Source organism: uncultured Aquincola sp., assembly GCF_964001545.1.
Lineage (GTDB): Bacteria > Pseudomonadota > Gammaproteobacteria > Burkholderiales > Burkholderiaceae_C > Aquincola.
In genome coordinates this window covers 1-2,123 of sequence record NZ_CAXFDV010000562.1, presented here as the reverse complement: position 1 = coordinate 2,123, position 2,123 = coordinate 1, and the positions used below count along the sequence as shown (strand labels likewise).

The 2,123-nt window shown below is 71.0% G+C and carries 2 protein-coding genes; both read right to left on the bottom strand.

Annotation, left to right across the window (positions count from 1 at the left end; genetic code table 11):
* Positions 1–217: 217 nt before the first annotated feature.
* A complete protein-coding gene (locus tag ABNT58_RS19365; protein WP_348755059.1) occupies positions 218–1,309 on the bottom strand; it encodes a YihY/virulence factor BrkB family protein in 1,092 nt (363 codons plus the stop codon).
* A 103-nt stretch (positions 1,310–1,412) separates the two neighbouring features.
* A partial coding sequence (locus tag ABNT58_RS19360; RefSeq protein WP_348755058.1) for an ATP-binding cassette domain-containing protein occupies positions 1,413–2,123 on the bottom strand: 711 nt, incomplete at its 5' end.

Genomic DNA, 2,123 nt, shown 5'->3' with positions numbered 1-2,123 from the left:
GGGTGGGTGGCCGCGCGCGCAGCGCGCTTCGTGCACTGACTCGCGGTCGTTGTTCGAGCGCAGTGAGCGCAGCGAACGTAGCGAGTTCGGCCGCGGGCCGCCCACCCGAGTAGCGCAGGGCAGTCCGCGCGCAGCGCGGACCGCGGAGGCTAAGCCCCTGGGCCCGCCCGCACGGCCCGGAGCAAACAGCCGAACACCACGAAGGGTGTTTGAGCCCTCAGCCGGCCAAACGCGACGCAGCCCCCTGCGCCCCCGCCGTCGTATGCACCTGTCGCTCCACCGGCGCATCCTCGGCCAGCAGTTGCGACACCGAAGAAGTCGGCCGCACCTGCCCGCGCCGCGAGCCGAATTCGTGGGCGTAGACCCAGGTCAGCTCGGCGCCCATCAGGAAGATCTGCGCCGAGTAGTACACCCACACCAGCAGCACCACGATCGAGCTGGCCGCGCCGAAGCCCGACACCACGCCGCTTTTGCCGATGTACAGGCCAATGAGCAGCTTGCCCACCGAAAACAGCAGCGAGGTGATGGCCGCGCCCACCCACACGTCGTGCCATTGAATGTGCACCCGCGGCATGAACTTGTAGATCATGGCAAACGCCACCGTCACCACGCCGTAGCTGATCAGGAAGTTGATCACCTGGCCCACCACCTCATAGCCGGCCGGTGCCGTCCACGATCCCCAGGCCGCCACCGCGGCATTGATGGCCAGCGACACCAGCAACAAGAAGCCGATGGCCAGCACCATGCCGAATGAAAGCACCCGCGCCCGCACCAGCGACCAGATGCCGCTGCTCTGCGGCCGCGCCGGCGCGCGCCAGATGCGGTCCAGGTCGTTCTGCAGCTCGGCAAACACCGTGGTGGCGCCGATGGCCAGCACCACCATGCCGATGATCGTGCCCAGGATGCCCTTGGAAGGCTGGCCCATGCTCTGCACCAGCCCTTCCACCGCAGCGGCGCCGTCGGCGCCCATCATGCCGCGCAGCTGCTCGAACACCTGGCCGCGGGCGGCCTCGGCGTCGAACACCATGCTCACGATGGCCAGCACGATCAGCAGCAGCGGCGCCACCGAGAACAGCGTGTAGTAGGCCAGCGCCGCGCCCATGCTGGAGGCGTTGTCATCCACCCAGGCGTTCACCGCGTCCTTCACCAGCTTGACGATGCGGCGCGACAGCGGCACCGGCGGGTCCATCGGCGGCGGTACCTGGGCCGCGGCCTGCTGGGCGCTGGGGCCGTGGCCGGCGGCGGTGCGCATCGGGTCGACGATGGGGGTGCGGGTGGAAGCGTTCAGGGTCTGGGATGCGGGCGGCATGGTGTGTCCTCAAGCTTGCGCCCGATCATCCCCACCCGGCCAGCCGCCACAAGAGTGCGGCATGCCGTCCGCTTGTCGGCCATGGCCGACAGCGGGCTGCCCGCTACACCGCGAAGCGCCAGCGCGTGGCGGCTTCGGGCGGCACCGGCGCCTCTTGCGCCGGCTGCTGCAGCACCCGCTCCAGGATGGCCGACTCATGGCGCGCAAAAGCCGGCTCGCCATGGCGGCGCGGCCGCGGCAGCGCGATGCGCTGGTCCAGCGTCACCCGCTGGTCCTCGATCAGCAGCACCCGGTCGGCCAGGGCCACCGCCTCGGCCACGTCGTGCGTCACCAGCAGCGCGGTGAAGCCGTGGCGCTGCCACAGGCTTTCGATCAGGCGGTGCATCTCGATGCGCGTCAGCGCATCCAGCGCGCCCAGCGGCTCGTCCAGCAGCAGCAAGCGCGGCGCATGCACCAGCGCGCGGGCCAGGGCCACGCGCTGGCGCTGGCCGCCCGACAGCACCGCCGGCCACTCGTTCGCCCGGTCGGCGAGGCCCACCTGGGCCAGGGCTTCCAGCGCGCGCTCGCGGCGGTCGGGGCCGGTCAGGCCGAGCGCGATGTTGTCGATCACCCGCTTCCAGGGCAGCAGCCGCGCGTCCTGGAACATGATGCGGATCTCGGCCTGGTGCGCCGCCAGCGTGGCGCCATCGGCATCGTGGATCTGCCCGCTGCTGGGGGCTTCCAGCTGGGCCAGCAGCCGCAGCAGCGTGCTCTTGCCGCAGCCGCTGCGGCCCACGATGGCCACGAACTCGCCGGGGCGGATGTCCAGGTCGAT